General features: G+C 41.6%; 17 protein-coding genes. 10 read left to right on the top strand and 7 right to left on the bottom strand.

Features of this window, described 5'->3' with window-relative positions:
• Positions 1-215 precede the first annotated feature (215 nt).
• Positions 216-1778: a sodium/sugar symporter gene (locus QUD85_RS09450; RefSeq protein WP_093331290.1), complete on the top strand. Its 1563-nt coding sequence runs from the start codon at positions 216-218 to the stop codon at positions 1776-1778.
• A gap of 250 nt (positions 1779-2028) precedes the next feature.
• Positions 2029-3765, top strand: coding sequence for a DUF4153 domain-containing protein (locus tag QUD85_RS09445; protein ID WP_093331287.1), 1737 nt, complete (start codon positions 2029-2031; stop codon positions 3763-3765).
• Here QUD85_RS09445 and yegS read toward each other — a convergent pair.
• The 6 genes from yegS to QUD85_RS09415 all read right to left on the bottom strand — a co-directional run bounded on the left by yegS (position 3762) and on the right by QUD85_RS09415 (position 7187).
• On the bottom strand, positions 3762-4649 hold the full coding sequence (gene yegS, locus QUD85_RS09440; RefSeq protein WP_093331282.1) for a lipid kinase YegS: 888 nt from the start codon (positions 4647-4649) through the stop codon (positions 3762-3764). The two genes, QUD85_RS09445 and yegS, sit on opposite strands and share 4 nt — an antisense overlap.
• A gap of 1 nt (position 4650) precedes the next feature.
• Entirely contained in the window at positions 4651-5094 is a 444-nt protein-coding gene (gene fur, locus QUD85_RS09435) for a ferric iron uptake transcriptional regulator (RefSeq protein WP_093331279.1), read from the bottom strand.
• Positions 5095-5262: 168 nt separating this feature from the next.
• Positions 5263-5790, bottom strand: coding sequence for a flavodoxin FldA (gene fldA / locus QUD85_RS09430; RefSeq protein ID WP_093331277.1), 528 nt, complete (start codon positions 5788-5790; stop codon positions 5263-5265).
• 22 nt (positions 5791-5812) lie between these two features.
• Positions 5813-6097, bottom strand: a complete 285-nt coding sequence (gene ybfE, locus QUD85_RS09425) for a LexA regulated protein (protein WP_093331274.1) — start codon at positions 6095-6097, stop codon at positions 5813-5815.
• A gap of 1 nt (position 6098) precedes the next feature.
• Complete coding sequence (locus QUD85_RS09420) at positions 6099-6320, bottom strand: DUF2788 domain-containing protein (protein ID WP_093331272.1); 222 nt, start codon at positions 6318-6320, stop codon at positions 6099-6101.
• Positions 6321-6419: 99 nt separating this feature from the next.
• Complete coding sequence (locus QUD85_RS09415) at positions 6420-7187, bottom strand: alpha/beta fold hydrolase (RefSeq protein ID WP_093331269.1); 768 nt, start codon at positions 7185-7187, stop codon at positions 6420-6422.
• Between the two features lie 153 nt (positions 7188-7340).
• Between QUD85_RS09415 and seqA the strand changes: the two genes are divergently transcribed.
• From seqA to QUD85_RS09385, 6 genes are all read left to right on the top strand, one after another.
• Positions 7341-7853 carry a replication initiation negative regulator SeqA gene (gene seqA / locus QUD85_RS09410; protein ID WP_093331266.1) on the top strand — a complete coding sequence of 171 codons (513 nt, stop codon included), beginning with the start codon at positions 7341-7343 and terminating at the stop codon, positions 7851-7853.
• A gap of 18 nt (positions 7854-7871) precedes the next feature.
• A complete protein-coding gene (gene pgm / locus QUD85_RS09405) occupies positions 7872-9518 on the top strand; it encodes a phosphoglucomutase (alpha-D-glucose-1,6-bisphosphate-dependent) (RefSeq protein WP_093331263.1) in 1647 nt (548 codons plus the stop codon).
• A gap of 154 nt (positions 9519-9672) precedes the next feature.
• Entirely contained in the window at positions 9673-10296 is a 624-nt protein-coding gene (locus QUD85_RS09400; RefSeq protein WP_093331258.1) for a TetR/AcrR family transcriptional regulator, read from the top strand.
• Entirely contained in the window at positions 10296-11300 is a 1005-nt protein-coding gene (gene nagZ, locus QUD85_RS09395) for a beta-N-acetylhexosaminidase (RefSeq protein WP_093331255.1), read from the top strand. The genes QUD85_RS09400 and nagZ overlap by 1 nt, the downstream gene beginning before the upstream one ends.
• A 2-nt stretch (positions 11301-11302) precedes the next feature.
• Positions 11303-12676, top strand: coding sequence for an SLC13 family permease (locus QUD85_RS09390; RefSeq protein WP_407705096.1), 1374 nt, complete (start codon positions 11303-11305; stop codon positions 12674-12676).
• A 56-nt stretch (positions 12677-12732) separates the two neighbouring features.
• Positions 12733-13485, top strand: coding sequence for a MipA/OmpV family protein (locus QUD85_RS09385; protein ID WP_093331251.1), 753 nt, complete (start codon positions 12733-12735; stop codon positions 13483-13485).
• A 43-nt stretch (positions 13486-13528) separates the two neighbouring features.
• Here the strand turns inward: QUD85_RS09385 and xthA are convergent, their stop codons facing one another.
• Complete coding sequence (gene xthA, locus QUD85_RS09380) at positions 13529-14335, bottom strand: exodeoxyribonuclease III (protein WP_093331248.1); 807 nt, start codon at positions 14333-14335, stop codon at positions 13529-13531.
• 304 nt (positions 14336-14639) lie between these two features.
• Here xthA and QUD85_RS09375 point away from each other — a divergent pair, with 304 nt between their 5' ends.
• On the top strand, positions 14640-15356 hold the full coding sequence (locus QUD85_RS09375) for a response regulator (protein ID WP_093331244.1): 717 nt from the start codon (positions 14640-14642) through the stop codon (positions 15354-15356).
• 62 nt (positions 15357-15418) lie between these two features.
• Positions 15419-16708 (top strand): ATP-binding protein, encoded by a 1290-nt coding sequence (locus QUD85_RS09370; RefSeq protein WP_093331240.1) that lies wholly within the window; start codon positions 15419-15421, stop codon positions 16706-16708.
• The last annotated feature ends 46 nt before the right edge of the window (positions 16709-16754 follow it).

Raw genomic sequence — 16754 nt, 5'->3', positions numbered from 1 at the left:
TTAATATAATCTAATTTTCCAGCGATGATCAAGTTTTTACTTTATAAGGCTAGTATCTATGCATTTCTTGTTTATTCTTTATCATGCAGCATGTCAGGTGTTAGGCAAAGTCGATTTATTTAATCATGAAAAGAGTTGATATATAAAGTGGTAACGTTTACCCTTTTGTTTTTCATGTTACGAACATAACTATAACAATAATTTTTGGGGGAAGAATGAAACTCGAATGGATTGATTCAACCGTATTCATTGCTTATGTGCTAGGTCTACTTGTTTTAGCACTATGGATTTCTAAGGAAAACAAGCAAGAGGGAAAGAATACAGAAGACTATTTTTTAGCGTCTAAGGCTTTACCATGGTGGGCTATAGGTGCGTCTTTAATTGCTTCTAATATATCTGCTGAACAAATCATTGGCATGTCAGGTTCAGGCTATGCACTAGGTTTAGCTATTGCATCTTACGAATGGATGGCCGCCATTACGCTGATCATTGTTGGTAAGTATATGCTGCCAATTTTCTTAAAAAACGGCATATATACAATGCCGCAATATTTAGAACAACGTTTTAACAGTACTGTAAAAACGACCTTGGCGTTGTTTTGGTTAGCGGTCTATATCTTCGTTAATTTAACTGCAGTGCTTTGGTTAGGCGGGCTAGCCATTGAAACTGTCGCTGGTGTAGATTGGATGTTTGGTATGATTTTCCTTGCCGTATTTTCAGTTGCATACTCGCTTTACGGCGGTTTAAAAGCAGTTGCCTATACTGATATCTTGCAAGTTGTATTACTTGTTTTTGGCGGGTTGTTCCTGAGCTACCTAGCGTTAGACGCAGTCTCTGACGGCGCTGGTGTTATAGCTGGTTTTGGCATACTGACAGAACAAGTGCCGGGGCATTTTGATATGATATTTACGCCAGAGAATGAACACTATATGAGTTTACCTGGTATCTCCGTACTCATTGGTGGTATGTGGGTAATGAATTTTAGCTATTGGGGTTTCAACCAATACATTATTCAACGAGCTTTAGCTGCAAAAGATGTTAAAGAAGCGCAAAAAGGTATCGCTTTTGCTGCTTATCTAAAATTACTAATGCCATTAATTGTGGTATTGCCAGGTATTGCTGCAGTCGTGTTGTATCCTCAGCTTTCAGCTGCAGATCAGGCTTACCCTTCAATGATGGAATTGATGCCAACAGGTATTAAAGGGCTGGTATTTGCTGCGCTTGTGGCTGCTATTGTTTCGTCTTTAGCGTCGATGACCAACAGTATCTCTACTATTTTCACGATGGACATTTATTCGAAGTTAAAGCCTAACAAGAGCCAACGACACTACGTCCATATTGGCAGAATTGCATCGTTACTTTCACTTTGTATTGCGCTAGTTGTTGCAGAACCATTATTGGGTAAATTTGATCAAGCATTTCAATACATTCAGGAATTTACCGGCTTCTTTACACCGGGTATTGTAGTGATCTTTGTACTTGGTATGTTCTGGAAACGCACGACATCAGCGGGTGCTATGTCTGCAGCGTTAGGCTCTGCGGTATTATCTTTTGCTTTTATGAAACTTTGGCCTGCACTACCATTTATGGATAGAGTCGGACTTGTTTTCTTATTGTGCTTAGCCTTGTGTGTTGTTGTTTCGTTGCTTGGTAAATCACAACGAAGCGATGCGACGGTCAGCGTTAATGAAGTCAGCTTTGATACAGATAAACCGTTCAATATTGCAGCCTTAGGGGTAGTTATTATTCTTGTGGCGCTCTATACAACGTGGTGGTAAAAAGCCCTTACTATTAAAAAGACATTAGCATTAGAAAGCCCATGACATTGTCATGGGTTTTTTTTATAGCGCAACAAAGGCACGCCCATAGTATTTAAATAGTACGTAACACAGCAAGGCTATAAACACGGCCAGGTAAATACGTTTTAAATGTGTTTTCATAGTACCATTCATTTCTCTTTTTTAATTCCTAGAGTTTAGTTAAGGAATCAGGTTAAGATAAAAAAAATGAGGAAAATAAAACAATAATATGGATAAACAAATACCTAAACCCCTTATCGCTATTGTCGCGGTAATACAAGCCATTTGCCTTACCTTTTTATACCTAAGTGTTGAACACAAATATTGGCCAGCGACACAACCGATTTGGCTCTATAGCCTAGGAGCATTATGTTTTAGCTTTCCGATATTGACCTATTTAGGTGTTACATCAAATAACCAAAAACGTTTTCTATCCTATGCTTTGGGTTTTGCTACCCTACTTGCACTTTGCGGTGCTTATGTCGGTTTTCAATCTGAACCGCAAGAATATGTGCGCAATGGTGGCTTAGTCGCTATCTTCTGTTTTACTGGTCTTATCGCAAGCTTTAAAGCCTTGATGTATTTTCAGCAGTTAGCCAATCGTGAACCCATTACTTACCCTAATTTGTTTTTGTCTTCGTGGCGTAACTTTTTAATTTTTGGTGAATGCTGGCTCTTTACTCTCATTTTCTTAGGGATACTACATTTAGGTGCCGCGCTTTTTGCAGTGCTCGATATTCTCTTTTTTGAAGAACTGTTAGAAGAAGCTTGGTTTGTTATTCCCGTGCTCAATTTGGCGTTTGCTTTCGCGGCGGTTTTGTTTCGCTCAATAAGTAATACCGTCGATACCATCAGAACAATCTTAAAAACCTTGTTGAAGTTCTTATTGCCAGCGCTCGCTATTGTGTCGCTAGGTTTTATGTTTACTTTGCCATTTACAGGTCTAGACAAACTGTGGGATACAGGTAGTGGCACGTTGCTGGTTATGTGGTTGCTGGCGTTACTTCTATTTTTTGTTAATGCCGTTTACCAAGCCGATTTGGATGAAAAGCCTTACCATAGTGTTGTGCACAAAATCATATTGCTTAGTGTTGCATTAGCGCCTGTGTATAGCTTGATTGCTTTGTATGGTTTGTACTTGAGAATCGAACAGTATGGCTTTACGGTGTCTCGCTTGTGGGGTTTAGTCGTATGGTTTGTATTGACCGCCTTTGCATTTGGCTATTGTATTAGCATCATCAAAAAACGTGACCAATGGTTAACTTGGTTAAGTAAAGTCAATATCGGTATGTCAGTTGTTGTATTGGCAATTACTATTTTAGTAAACACGCCTTTGCTCAATTTTCAGCAAATCTCGGTGTCTAGTCAGTTAAATAGGCTTTCATCAGGTAAAATATCATTGGATGACTTCAACGCCCATTACTTGCTGTGGGACTTGGGCAGAGCTGGCTATTTGGCACTAGAGCAACTTAAACAAGAATATGCTGATAATGAAGCTTTTGTGCGCGAAATTGAGCGATTAATTGCAAGCCGCAACAATCGTGATGCTCCAGTAGATGAAAGTGAACAACTGACACAGGCCAAATTTACTGAAAGTGCTTTGTTTTATCCGGACCAATCACTGTTTGGAGAAAGCTTAATAACAGCTGTTTATGAGCAAGCCAAGAAAAATGAATGGAATTTCATTGATAGTAAAAATTACTACTTCTTTGCTGTTGATTTAAACCAAGATGATTCACCAGAATACATTGTGGTTCAAGAGAGCAATAATTGGACATCGGGCTATCTATGGCGATATCACGAAGATAAGTGGCAGCAAGATCACGTTAACATCTATAACCCTGATGGTGATAACTTTCTTAAAACAGCTATAGAGGAGCAAAATATTGCAGTTAAGAAGCCGAAATGGTCTTCACTGCAAGTGGGCTCTATATTGATTTCTATTGATGAGAAACGTAACGATTAAATCAAAGGGCAATGGCTTGGTAGTGCAAGCTTTAACGCTTTGTGATGCACCGATACACGAGCTTCGCGATATTGGCGAGGCTCGCCGTCAAGGTTAACCGAGATAGCGCTTTCACTTTGCCAATGCAGGGCAGCGGTTTGAAAACGTTTTATTACCGCGTTACTTTCCTTATTATCTAGTAAAGCAGATACCACTTGATTGATGTCTTGCAATGCAAATGCTGACATAGATACGACATCAATTAAGCCGTCATTTATCTTGGCATCGGGCGCTAACAACTGACCTCCGCCTGCTTGTCTGCCGTTGCAAAGAGCGGCGACTATCACTTCATCTTCTATTTGACACTCGTCAAAGGTTATCTTTCCTTTAAATGGCGTGAAATTTAGCGCTTGAACTAATCCCGATAAGGTATAGGCGCCGCCACCTAGAAAGTTTTTTAATGCAACGGGGGTATTAGCCGTTACCTCTGCGCCGAATCCACAACTGGCGACATTAAGGAAGTAATCATCATTTATTTGTACAGTATCAACGTCGTGTACAGATGCGGTAGCTGCTAGCGTCAATGCTTGTCCAAGATCTTCTGGTATAGCTAAGCTGCGCGCGAAATCGTTCGCCGTACCCAACGGAAAAATACCGACTTCAACAAAGTTATTTTTTGTTTTCATCAGCGCATTAACGACTTCATTCACGGTGCCATCGCCGCCACCGGCAATAATGCGTGTTACGCCTTCTGCAACCGCTTCACATACAAACCTTTCTACGTCACCAGCTTCAAAGGTCACTCTTACATCAATGTCGACAGATTCTCGCGCAAAAAAAATGGCTTGACGCACAAGCGCCAAGCCAGCTTTTTTACCATTTAAAATCAGTCGGGGATTAGCCATATTAAAGCTGCGATAATCGATAATCTTCGCAAGACTGCTCGTCTTCACACTCGCCATACAAGTACAAACTATGGTTAGTAAGACGCATTTTATTTTCTACCGCGACGTCAATTTGTCTTTGCTCGATAATGTCGTCTTCAAATTCGACAACCTTACCGCATTTTAGGCAAACTAAATGGTCATGATGTTTCTTATGGCTTAATTCGAATACAGACTTACCGCCTTCAAAATGATGTCGCGTGACAATGCCAGCATCATCAAATTGGTTAAGTACACGATAAACGGTAGCTAGACCGATTTCTTCTTTTTGCCCAAGTAGAATTTTATACACATCTTCCGCACTAATGTGCTGGTTACCAGGCGATTGCAATATCGCTAATATCTTTACACGAGGTAGTGTGATTTTGAGTCCGGCTCTTTTTAATTCTTCGTTTTGGTCTGCCATGATTAAATCCATTACTAAAGTCTGCGAAAAGTATAATCGCAAATGGCGTGAGTTTAAAGAGTAAATGCAAATGATTATCAAATGATAATCATTTATCTGGAATTTATTTACTAAATCGCCAGTAGTAGTGGCGCAACAATAAAAAAGCCAGCAAATGCTGGCTTCTTATTAGTCTAATATCTCGGCGAGACACATCTCTTCGTATACTTGCGCAACCCATTTGTCGACGCGTTCTTCGGTCAGTTCAGGCTGACGATCTTCGTCAATTGCTAAACCAATGAATGTATTTTCGTCCACTAAGGCTTTCGACGCTTCAAATTCATAACCTTCGGTAGACCATTGTCCGACTAAAATCGCTCCTTTGGACTCTACGATGTCACGCAGTGGCGCCATCGCATCAACAAAATATTCAGCGTAATCTTCTTGATCACCTAAACCGAATATAGCGACGAGCTTATCTGTAAAATCAATTTCTTCCAATTCTGGCAAGAAATCGTCCCAGTCACATTGGTTTTCACCGTAGTACCAGGTAGGAATACCAAGAAGAATTAAATCGAACTCTGCGATATCTTCTTTTGTACTCTTGGCAATGTCTTTCACTTCAACATTTTTTTTGCCAAGTTTCTTCTGAATCATTTTAGCAACGGCTTCAGTGTTACCCGTGTCGCTGCCGAAAAAAATACCTACTAATGACATAGAATATTAACCTTTACTTTGACTAATCTTTGCTATCACTTTTTAATGCGTCAGTGATAAGCGCTTCGATTAATTCGCTTCTGCTAATGCCTTTATCTCGCGCTAGCTCATCAAGCTGTTCAAACACAGTTTGGTGAAGTTTAAATTCAACACGCTTTAAGCCTTTGCTTTTGTCGCGTTTCACTTGATTGCGCTTATTAATCTTTACCTGCACACTGCGTGGGTGAGGGTTTGTCTTTGGACGTCCAGGGCGCTTTTCGTCGTTAAACAAATCAATTGTTGTTAAATCGCTAATCTCTTTAGCCATTTTAACCTACCCCTTGGGTTTCCCACACGAATTGGATGATGCCTTTGGCAATAAAACCAGCACATCCAAGAAACAATACGAAGTAAACAATATATCGACCAGTTTTTGGTACATCATTTTTTTTCATAACGTCATGGATTGATAACCCTATGAAAATAAAGATAAAAGCAAAAAATAAATTGAGTCCAATTGACTCGATCAATTCAAAATTCTCTGCGAGCATATGAGTACCCTAAAAAAATCTGCGCGCACTATAGCATAAGCGCAGAATATTTCGCATATTTTTCTGTCTTTTCACGCTAATTATTTTGGTAATAATAGCCTAGGCTTGCGTTAAAAAATGACTGACAACCTTGTTAAAGGCTGTTGGCTTTTCTGCATGTAGCCAATGTCCTGTGCCTTGGATGATTTTAGCACGTACATCGCTAAACAGCGCATTGATATGTGACTGATGGGCAGGAGTTACATAATCTGAGTCGCCACCAATAACAAACAAGGTTTTACCCTCAAATGCATTGGCAGAATCGATGCCTTTCATAATTTGGCCATAACCGTCTGCTATCTTAGTGACATCACATTTAAAGGACATTTGGTCATTGTCTGTTTTAAGGTTTCGTAATAAAAACTGCCTTACACCCGCTTCTTCAACATATTCAGCCAAACGTTGATCGGCCTGTTTGCGACTTTCAATCGTTGATGCTTCAAGCATTTTTAAGCCTGCTATGATACGCTCATGATGCGGTGGATACTGAACAGGTGCTATATCAGCAACGACGAGTTTCTTTATTCGCTCACCATGGTGTAATGCAAGATGCATCGCTATCTTACCGCCCATGGAGTGACCCAGAACATCGGTGCTATCGATATTAAGATGATCCAACGTGTCTAGCACGTCTTGGCTCATTTCCTCGTAGCTCATACCCGATACGTGAGGGGAAATGCCGTGATTTCTAACATCAACGCTAGTGACGCGAAAATGTTGTGACAAAGGTTTTGCCACCATATTTAGATTTTCCAAGCTACCAAATAAGCCGTGAATGAGTAACAAATCGCTACCTTCACCTATCTGGTTGTAGTTAAGTATGGTCATGTTTTTAAACCTAAATCGTTGGTGCGCATATTTTCGCTTGAAATCAGCCTACAAGTAAAGATGATTTAAATAGTAGAATTGCCAAAAAAGGCATTTTAATCCCTGCTAGTTACAGTATAATCGCTGTCGATTTTTCAAAGTTTTGAGCATTTTATGAAACACATCGAAATCGATGAAGAGCTCTACCAATATATTGCTTCTCAAACGCAGTTTATTGGTGAAAGTGCATCTTCTATCTTGCGTCGTTTATTGCTAATAGAGCAAGAAAGTGCGGCTGAGCCGCCAAAGCCGTCGCAAGAAAAACCTGAGGCGGCGAAACCAATGGCAACAGGTAATGTATTTAATCAGATCGATAAAGCCGATCTGGCGATGCAAAGGGGGGCAGTAGGCCGCTTTTTATTAATTTTAGCTGCGCTATATCGAGAGCACAGTGACGCCTTTATCGCCGTGACAGAAATTAGGGGCAGAGATCGTCTTTATTTCGCTGATAGCGAAGCCGCTTTAGCTGCTTCTGGCAGCAGTACAAAGCCAAGGCAAATCCCTGATTCACCGTATTGGGTTATTACTAACTCGAATACCACACGTAAGAAAATGATGTTAACTGAAGTAGCGACTGCACTAGGCTATAGCAAAGCAGACGTAGAAAAAATTAGAGACTTATTATAACAGTCCAAGGAAGAGATTATGTCGGTACATCCACATGCAGGTAAACCTGTTAGACCTGAAGATCGTATTAATATCGCACGTCTAGTCAGCGATTATTATTTACTTGCACCTGAATTAGATAAACCTGAACAATTGGTGAGTTTCGGTACCTCTGGCCATCGTGGCAGTGCCGAAAAGCGTTCATTTAATGAAGCCCATATTGTGGCAATTTGCCAAGCTGTTGCTGAGCATAGGCAAGCTGCTGGTTATGATGGTCCGCTTTATTTGGGTAAAGATACCCACGCGCTTTCTGACCCAGCATTCTCATCTGCATTGTCGGTATTGATTGCTAACGGCGTGCCAGTGGTTGTTCAAGAAGACATGGGCGTAACACCAACGCCGGTTATATCTCGCTTAATTATTGCGCATAACAAGAGTGAAGATTCAATTGCTGACGGTCTTATTATTACACCGTCTCATAATCCGCCAAGCGATGGTGGTATTAAATACAACCCGCCACATGGTGGCCCTGCAGAAGGTGAAGTTACTAAACTCATTGAAGCACGTGCAAACGAAATCTTAGCGGATTTCTTACAAGATGTGCGTCAAATATCATTAGAAGAAGTTTACGAATCTGAATTACTGCTTAAATCTGACTTTATTGGTTTCTATGTTGAAGAGCTTGCACAAGTGATTGATATGGAAGCTATAGCTAAAGCTAATGTGAAAATAGGTGTAGATCCTCTAGGTGGTTCAGGCTTACCGTACTGGCCAGCAATTAGAGATCGCTATGGTTTAAATATAGAGATTGTTAACCCAGTTATCGATGCTAGCTTTGCTTTTATGCCACTAGATAAAGATGGCAAAATTCGTATGGATTGCTCGTCGCCATATGCAATGGCAGGTCTTATTGAACTGAAGGACTCTTTTGATGTTGCCGTAGGTAATGATCCAGACTTTGACCGCCATGGCATTGTTACTAAGTCGGGCGGCTTAATGAATCCAAATCACTATTTAGCGGTTGCAATCAATTACTTAATGACACATCGCCAGTGGCCTGAAGACGCAAAAATTGGCAAAACTTTGGTTTCTAGCTCGCTGATTGATCGCGTGGCGAAGAAGTTGAATAAACCGTTGTCTGAAGTCCCTGTGGGCTTTAAATGGTTTGTCGATGGTCTTAAAGATGGCGAATATGCTTTCGGTGGCGAAGAAAGTGCTGGCGCTTCATTTTTAGCGTTAGATGGTAGTTGTTGGACAACTGATAAAGATGGATTTATCTTAGCGCTTTTAGCTGCAGAGATTCTCGCCGTAACCGGCAAAGATCCGCATCAGCACTATGAAGCACTTGCTGAAGAGTTGGGTAAACCTTGCTACGGCAGAGTAGAAGCGGTCGCCAATAGTGCGCAAAAATCGGTACTGACAGCATTGTCTAAAGAAGCTATTACGGCAACATCTTTAGCAGGCGATGAAATTGAGCAAGTATTAACGCATGCACCAGGTAATGGCGCTGCAATTGGTGGCCTTAAAGTGACCACGGCTAATGGTTGGTTTGCTGCAAGACCTTCAGGCACAGAAGATATTTATAAAATTTACGCTGAAAGTTTTGTTGATGAGAAACACCTAGCGCTGATAATCGAAGAAGCGCAACAGATAGTTGATGCAGCGTTTAAGGCGGCAGGAATCTAAAAAAAGCGCGAAAGCGCTTTTTTTGTATGTGCAATTCTTTGCTGTAATTCAGTTAATGATGTCCAGTGGTCTTAACAGCGAAATAATGATTGCTCAGCGATACAATATCCAGTAATTTAAACACGTGTTTTAAATGTTGGTATGATGAAACAACATGTCTACAAAAAATAAGATATTAGATGCCGCAGAAGGGCTGTTTGCAACCAATGGCTTTAATGGTACGTCGTTAAGAGAGATCACAAGTTTAGCCGAAGTTAACTTAGCGGCAGTAAACTATCATTTTGGCTCTAAGAAAGAGTTAATTAAAGCGGTTATGTCGCGCTATATGGACGAATTATCGCCCAATTTAGAGTCGGTATTGGCTGGGCTGTTAGCGCAAGCAGATAAACCGTCGTTAGAGCAGGTTTTTCGAGCGTTTATGCAACCGTTGGTCGCTTTAAATGAATTTAGAGATAATGGTACAGCCATATTTCTTCAACTGTTAGGTCGTGGCTACACAGACAGCCAAGGATTTTTAAGATGGTTTTTAACTACTCAGTATCCTGGTGTATTTACCTTGTTTGTTGATGCGGTTAAAAAAGCTTATCCCCAATTATCGACGGAAGATATGTTTTGGCGATTACATTTCACCATGGGCACTGTTGTCTTTACCATGTCATCGTCGGAAGCTCTGATAGATATTGCCAAAAATGATTTCGACCACAATGTTGATATTGCAGACGTGATAGAAACTGTCATTCCTTATATCGCGGCAGGTGTTGGAGCGCCAATAGATTGATGATTGGTCCACTCATGGTGGATGTGCAAGGCACAACACTTACTGAAGAAGATAAAGAAATTATTGCCCACCCACTTGTCGGTGGGCTCATTATTTTTAGCCGCAACTACCAGTCTTTGGCGCAGCTACAACAGCTGTGCCAGGACATCAGACGGGTAAAACCTTCAATATTGATCGCTGCCGATCAAGAAGGTGGCAGAGTGCAGCGTTTTCGCGAAGAGTTTACCGCCGTACCTGCGATGGGCAAACTATCAAGCTTAGCGCCTGTTGCAGGTGTATCGACAGAAGAGCTAGCACGCGCATGTGGGCGAGTTATTGCTTATGAGGTTGCCAATGCAGGACTGGATATAAGTTTTGCTCCCGTGCTTGATATAGACAATATCAGTGATGTAATAGGTGATCGCGGCTTTGCCAACAACCCTCAACACGTGCAGGCATTAGCCTCTGCTTTTATTGCCGGTCTAACGGATATCGGCATGGCCGCAACAGGTAAGCATTTTCCCGGGCATGGCAATGTCAAAGCTGATTCTCATGTTGCTCAAGCAATAGATAATCGCACTAGAGACGATATTTTTAACCACGACATGACGGTGTTTTCAGCTTTAATTAAACAAAATAAGCTGGCTGCAATGATGCCCGCACATGTCATTTATCCTGCTATCGACAATCATTCGGTAGGCTTTTCACGTATTTGGCTGCAAGATATTCTGCGAAACACATTATCTTTTACTGGCGCAATCTTTAGCGACGACTTATCTATGGCAGGTGCCGCTCATGTTGGCGGTTTTGTTGAGCGTGCCGAGGCAGCGCAAGCAGCTGGCTGTGATATGCTGCTTGTCTGTAATGATCGCTCAGCGCAAATATCGGTAATCGACCGCGCTAATATTGATATAAGTGGCGAATCGTCCAAGCGATTAGAAAAACTATTGCAGCGCACTAATTTAAAAAACAAACAGATTGAATCGTGCTATTTAGCGGCGAAGCAGTTGATAGAAAAATTATAAAAATTATGTTTAATAAATCTACCTTTATTGTTGTGGCGCCAGTTGTGGCGTTATTCAGCTACTTTTTATTTACGCAATTAGGCTTGGCGCATCAACCTGCTGCCGCTGCAGCCGTTGCTGTACTCACTGTTATATGGTGGGTAACAGAAGCACTACCCATTCCAGCAACCAGTATCGTACCATTTGCATTATTGCCTATGCTCGGCGTTGTTGACCATAAAACCGTAGCATCGGCGTTTGGTAGCCACGTTATCCTGCTATTAATGGGCGCGTTTATGTTGTCTAAAGCGCTCGAAAAAAGCGGCGTACATGAGCGTTTAGCAGTATATATGGTGAAATTGGTTGGTACTCACAGCGCCAAACGATTGGTGTTAGGTTTTATGCTTGCTGCCGGTATCTTGAGTATGTGGATATCTAATACCGCTACTACCCTGATTATGCTGCCAATAGCGATGGCCATTTTAGCGCATATAGACAATGAACGTTTAAAGGTTGCACTGGTTTTAGGGATTGCTTATGCCGCTTCGGTTGGAGGTATTGGAACGCCGATAGGTACCCCGCCAAATGTTATTTTCATGGGGATTTATGAAGAGTTCACCGGACAAGAATTTGGCTTTTTTGAATGGATGAAAATAGGTGTTCCGGTTGTACTAATTACTTTGCCAATTATGGCACTGTGGTTAACAAGAGGTTTATCGTTAAAGCAGGAAATTACCTTGCCAACACAAGGTCATTGGCGTAGTGAAGAAAAACGCACACTCATTATTTTTGGTATCACGGCGATAGCTTGGGTAACACGTTCTGCACCATTTGGCGGTTGGGCAGAGTTGTTGGACGTGCCTATAGCAGGCGACAGTACTGTCGCTTTGTTAGCTGTTGTTGTGATGTTTATGGTACCCAATGGCAAAGGAGGCCGAGTCTTAGACTGGCATACAGCTAAAGATATTCCTTGGGGCATGCTGTTACTTTTCGCTGGTGGTATTGCTTTGGCTAAAGGCTTTACTGCGTCGGGCTTATCGCAACTGATGGGCGAATGGCTGGTTGCATTAGATGCTTTACCAATATTCTTAATGCTAGCAGTGCTATGTTTATGCGTTACATACCTTACAGAAATCACCAGTAATACAGCTACGGCTACATTGCTTATGCCAATACTAGCCGCAGCAGCTATCGCTATAGATGTTAACCCGGCTCTACTTATGGTGCCTGCAGCAATGTGTGCTTCAAGCGCCTTTATGTTACCTGTGGCAACCGCGCCAAATGCCATTGCTTATGGCAGCGGGCTGATTAACATCAAGCAAATGGTGAAAGAGGGGGCCATGCTAAGTTTCATTGTTTCCTTATTGATTGCAACGATAAATTATCTTTATTGGTAAGTTTTAGATGCCGCGTCCTATACTGACAGTATGCAGACAGATAATGGAATGCGGTGATGTCAAAATATCTTGGCTTGCTTTTATTATGTTTAATGTTGCCCGTCAGCGCAGAGCAAAAGCAGCAAACCAATTTGCAACAAAAAGGCTTTATATATGGCTTAGGAGTTTCTGTTAGTCAGGAACTTTACAAGGGATACAATCGGCGAATAGTGCCTATTCCTGTATTGGGCTATAACAGTGAATATCTCAATATTTATGGCCCCTTTGTTAATATAAACCTTTTGCGAGCGGGCGCTGTTACCGTTGCTCTTAGTGGCAACCCAAGGTTCGCTGGATATGACGAGTCAGATAGCGACATATTTCTTGGTATGGAAGAGCGCAAAAATTCCTACGAAGTAGGGGGGCTTATTGGCGTGCAAGCGGGACAATGGTCACTAGATTTTGCAGCCCGCTACGATTTACTTAATGTGCATAAAGGCTCAACCTTTTCATCTACGCTAAGTCGTCGCTTTAACTATGGTATGGTGTTTATCGAACCTTCAATCGGTATCACGATTTTTGATGCGGATTTGGTTAATTATTATTATGGTGTTCGAGAATCAGAAGCGACGGCTACGCGTCCCGCATACCAGGCTGAGTCTTCAAAAAGAGGGAATGTTGGCGTCGTCTTTTCAACCCCGATGTGGCTTAATGGCTTTACCCAGTTAGGTGTTAACTTTGCTGCCTACGACCGCGAAATAGAAAACAGCCCACTTGTTGACACCAATAAACAGTTATCTTTATTTCTGTCGTTTTCTAAATTTTTCTAACAAGTTGTCAGACATAAAAAAAGCGACACAAGGTCGCTCTTTTTTATTTGAATGTCGCCCATATTGGCGCATGATCCGATGGCTTTTCTATTCCTCTCAACTCATAGTCGATATCTGATTCAATGCACAAGGCGTTTAACGAGGCAGTTGCTAGAACAACGTCTATGCGCAGCCCGCGATTGTCGTCAAATCCTCTAGAGCGGTAGTCAAACCACGAATATTTTTCGCTCGCTTCAGGCGTTAAACTGCGGAATGTATCGATTAACCCCCAATTAAGTAGGGTATCTAGCCATTCTCTTTCTTCAGGCTGAAAGCTACACTTACCGGTTTTCAGCCAGCGTTTGCGATTAGGCTCGCCAATACCAATATCTAGATCCACAGGAGAAATATTAATATCACCCATCACTACTAAGTGTTCTTCAGGCGTGCGATGTTCATTTAAATACTGCATCAGGTCTTTATAAAACTGGCGTTTGTAAGGAAACTTGGTTTCATGGGCAATATTGTCGCCTTGTGGAAAATAACCGTTAAGCACAGTCACTTTTTCACCGCGTTCATTGGTTGTTTCAACCATGATCATACGCTTTTGGTGCTCGTCTGAATCGGTTGGAAAACCTTTTATTACTTTGTCAGCAGGCTTTTTGCAAAGCATGGCTACGCCATAGTGCGCCTTTTGACCATGAAAATAGACGTGATAGCCCATAGCTTCGACGGCTTCAACGGGGAACGCTTCATCGTGTACTTTGATTTCTTGTAAACCAATAACGTCAGGGTTGTGCTTATCAATAAGCGCTTGAAGCTGATGTAAACGAGCGCGCAGCCCATTAATGTTAAAAGAGATGATTTTCATGTTATCGAGATATTTTTGTGAAAAGCAATGATACGGGGATGCTATCAAATTAAATGTTAAAACGATATATCAATCACAGAAGTATCTAGATTATCGTGTTACCTTTTCTAGAAAGACGTTGCTGGGTAACTCTATGTTTTATTGCTTAAAATGGCGAAAATATCGACGCAAATGTTAAAAAGCGTAATTTTGCCGTAACACTCTGTAATATTTATTGTTAAAAGTTTGTAGCTTGTTTAATCTAGTCACTACAATACAAGTTAATAACAATTAGTTGCACAGGGCAACGCGCAGGAGCAAAGTTATGGCAGACAATAAATCATCTGTAAAAAAAGTATTGTTAGTTGAAGATGATCGTCAACTTTCCGATTTAATTACTGACTTTTTGGAAAGCGAAGGTTTTCATGTAAAACAGGAGTTTCGTGGTGATACCGTTGAAAAGCGTATCGACTCGTTCGCGCCAGATATTATCTTGTTAGATATCATGTTACCCGGTAAAGACGGTTTTACCGTGTGTAAGGAAATTCGTCCGAATTTTCATGGGCCGATTTTGATGCTGACTGCGAAAGGTACAGACTTTGATCAGGTGTTAGGACTAGAAATTGGTGCAGATGACTATGTTATTAAGCCGGTTGAGCCTCGTGTATTGTTAGCTCGCGTTAATGCGCTATTGCGTCGCGGAGAACTACCAACAGATGGTAATGAAAAAGCGGAGCTTGTGTTTGATAAACTATTTGTTAACAGAACCTCTCGTTTAGTCAGACTAGATGGCGAGGTCATTGACCTAACTAGCCAAGAGTTTGATTTGTTGTGGTTATTGGCTAGTCGCGCAGGTGAAGTGCAAAACCGTGACTACATCTATAAAGCTGTAGTCGGGCGCGAGTATGACGGCTTAGATCGCAGTGTCGATGTGCGTATTTCTCGTCTACGTAAGAAGCTGCATGACAGTAATGAAACACCATTTAGAATCAAGACGATTTGGGGACAAGGTTATTTGTTTGTTCCTGATGCATGGTCTTAATCGGTGTTAAAAGGTTGGCAATATGCCAGCCTTTTTTGTTTGTTTTTCGACAAGGTTAGACAATGAAGCTAGGGCGTTCTTTCTTTTCTTTATATTCACTCATACTGCTTATATTCCTGATTTTTTCGTGGTTACTTGACGAAGTGTGGAATCAGTTTCTAGAGCAGGATATTGAATCCTACACCGGTTATGAAACCATGCTGGAGGCGGTTGAAGATTATCTTAATCGTCACCCGCAGGTAGAGTGGGATTCGCTCGTGGAAAAAGCCGGGGCGCGCTATGAATTACCTTTACAACTGATCAACATTGCTCAATTGGCAGAGCTGGATGAAGAGAAGCGCTTACAATTAACCTCTGAGCGCAGCCATGTTTACTTTAATGGCGATTATGTCAGCCTATTTCATGTGCTAGAAGGCACTGACCTGGTGATTGAAATGGGACCAGCAAAAATGCCAACCCGCCCAAGACAGCAGGCCTATATTCGTATTGGTATTTTTGCCGTGTTTGGCGTCGTTATTTTTGTATGGCTATTACCACTTTCTCGCGATCTTGATAGATTGCAAAACGCGACCAAGGAGTTTGGGCGAGGTAATTTTAATACCAAGGCACCTAAAGCAAGTTCAAGTATGGTCGCGCCAATGTCGCGATCGTTCAATATGATGTCTGCTCGGATCAAACGATTGATTGAAGCGCAAAAAGAACTCACTAACGCTGTCGCCCATGAGTTAAGGACGCCTCTAGCGCGTTCTAAGTTTGCTTTGCAAATGCTCGAAATTTCCAAAGACGAAGAAAAATGCAAAAAGTATATTGCGCAAATTACGCAAGATGTGACCGATCTTGATGAACTGATTAATGAAATGCTGCTTTACGCAAGTTTTGAAAGTGAAGTGCCAGAATTGAAATTTGACGACAACAATATTAACGATGTGGTGACTAAAATCGTCGAAAATTATGGCCATACTGAAGCATCTATCAAAGTGCAGTCCAATGTCGACAACCTAATGGTGTACTGTGACCCTCACTTTATTGAGCGTGCGGTACATAACTATGTCTCTAATGCGATCAAATACGGTAATGGCGAGGTCTTAGTGCAGGTTTCGCAACTTGGCGATAAAGTGCATTTGTCGGTTGAAGACAATGGCGCCGGTGTTCCTGATGAATTTAAACCACAAATTTTTGATACCTTTTCGCGAGGCGATAAGAGTAGAAATAAAGAAACGGGTGGATTTGGCTTGGGCTTGGCTATAGTTAGCCGTATCTTGGAATGGCACCAGGGCTCTGTCGCTGTGAACGATAGCGAGCAGCTTGGCGGCGCTAAGTTTGAAATGAGTTGGCCCATCAACCGCCTTTAATTTTTTAATATTTGGGGTCAGAACATGTTCTGACCCCAAATGTAAA

It is taken from the genome of Thalassotalea agarivorans (genome assembly GCF_030295955.1).
Lineage (GTDB): Bacteria > Pseudomonadota > Gammaproteobacteria > Enterobacterales > Alteromonadaceae > Thalassotalea_D > Thalassotalea_D agarivorans.
Note: the sequence above shows the minus strand (reverse complement) of the source record. Positions and strands in the feature narration are given on the sequence as shown.

Bases quoted from the DNA above. Each gene is read 5' to 3' on its own strand.
- QUD85_RS09450 (WP_093331290.1), top strand. From the start codon at position 216: ATGAAACTCGAATGGATTGATTCAACCGTATTCATTGCTTATGTGCTA.
- pgm (WP_093331263.1), top strand. From the start codon at position 7,872: ATGTCGGTACATCCACATGCAGGTAAACCTGTTAGACCTGAAGATCGT.
- QUD85_RS09370 (WP_093331240.1), top strand. From the start codon at position 15,419: ATGAAGCTAGGGCGTTCTTTCTTTTCTTTATATTCACTCATACTGCTT.
- seqA (WP_093331266.1), top strand. From the start codon at position 7,341: ATGAAACACATCGAAATCGATGAAGAGCTCTACCAATATATTGCTTCT.
- QUD85_RS09375 (WP_093331244.1), top strand. From the start codon at position 14,640: ATGGCAGACAATAAATCATCTGTAAAAAAAGTATTGTTAGTTGAAGAT.
- QUD85_RS09400 (WP_093331258.1), top strand. From the start codon at position 9,673: ATGTCTACAAAAAATAAGATATTAGATGCCGCAGAAGGGCTGTTTGCA.
- fldA (WP_093331277.1), bottom strand. From the start codon at position 5,790: ATGTCATTAGTAGGTATTTTTTTCGGCAGCGACACGGGTAACACTGAA.
- xthA (WP_093331248.1), bottom strand. From the start codon at position 14,335: ATGAAAATCATCTCTTTTAACATTAATGGGCTGCGCGCTCGTTTACAT.
- fur (WP_093331279.1), bottom strand. From the start codon at position 5,094: ATGGCAGACCAAAACGAAGAATTAAAAAGAGCCGGACTCAAAATCACA.
- ybfE (WP_093331274.1), bottom strand. From the start codon at position 6,097: ATGGCTAAAGAGATTAGCGATTTAACAACAATTGATTTGTTTAACGAC.
- QUD85_RS09445 (WP_093331287.1), top strand. From the start codon at position 2,029: ATGGATAAACAAATACCTAAACCCCTTATCGCTATTGTCGCGGTAATA.
- QUD85_RS09415 (WP_093331269.1), bottom strand. From the start codon at position 7,187: ATGACCATACTTAACTACAACCAGATAGGTGAAGGTAGCGATTTGTTA.
- yegS (WP_093331282.1), bottom strand. From the start codon at position 4,649: ATGGCTAATCCCCGACTGATTTTAAATGGTAAAAAAGCTGGCTTGGCG.
- nagZ (WP_093331255.1), top strand. From the start codon at position 10,296: ATGATTGGTCCACTCATGGTGGATGTGCAAGGCACAACACTTACTGAA.
- QUD85_RS09420 (WP_093331272.1), bottom strand. From the start codon at position 6,320: ATGCTCGCAGAGAATTTTGAATTGATCGAGTCAATTGGACTCAATTTA.
- QUD85_RS09385 (WP_093331251.1), top strand. From the start codon at position 12,733: ATGTCAAAATATCTTGGCTTGCTTTTATTATGTTTAATGTTGCCCGTC.